Raw genomic sequence first — 685 nt, forward strand, 5'->3', positions numbered from 1 at the left:
CCGGGTTCCATTGAGGCATGGTGATGAGGATGCGCACCCAGGTGCCGTCGGGGGTCGTGCTCCCGGTCTTCACGACCGGGTTCCATTGAGGCAGCGCGACGGCCGTGACCTCGGCCTTCGCGTAGCCGACCAGGTGCTCCCGGTCTTCACGACCGGGTTCCATTGAGGCGAGCGGGTGGCAGTCAAGAACAGCTTCGCCACCGGGGTGCTCCCGGTCTTCACGACCGGGTTCCATTGAGGCATCTCGTGCAGCCGGTTGGCGGAAGTGAGCGCGGTGCCGTGCTCCCGGTCTTCACGACCGGGTTCCATTGAGGCGCCAACACCTGTTCGGCCTCTTCGCGGAAGCGCTGGGTCGTGCTCCCGGTCTTCACGACCGGGTTCCATTGAGGCGGGCCACATGAGAAGAAATGAGCAAAAGAAAATGAGGTGCTCCCGGTCTTCACGACCGGGTTCCATTGAGGCGGAGGTCGACCGGCTGACGCGGGATCGGGATGAAGCGTGCTCCCGGTCTTCACGACCGGGTTCCATTGAGGCATGCAGGTCCCGCGCAAACCACAAACGGTCCGACCCGCACGTGCTCCCGGTCTTCATGAAGCACCCCAGGTTTCGTGCCACCTCGTTGGTGGGCTACCTGCTGGTAGTGACCCCAGCATAGTAGGCAGCCTCGTACTCGTTGGGCGGGACC

At 64.1% G+C, this 685-nt stretch carries 1 CRISPR repeat array.

Features of this window, described 5'->3' with window-relative positions:
• Nucleotides 1-56 precede the first annotated feature (56 nt).
• A CRISPR array of direct repeats spans nucleotides 57-534; the repeat unit is 36 nt; unit sequence GTGCTCCCGGTCTTCACGACCGGGTTCCATTGAGGC.
• The last annotated feature ends 151 nt before the right edge of the window (nucleotides 535-685 follow it).

Source organism: Gordonia sp. NPDC003376 (assembly GCF_053589235.1).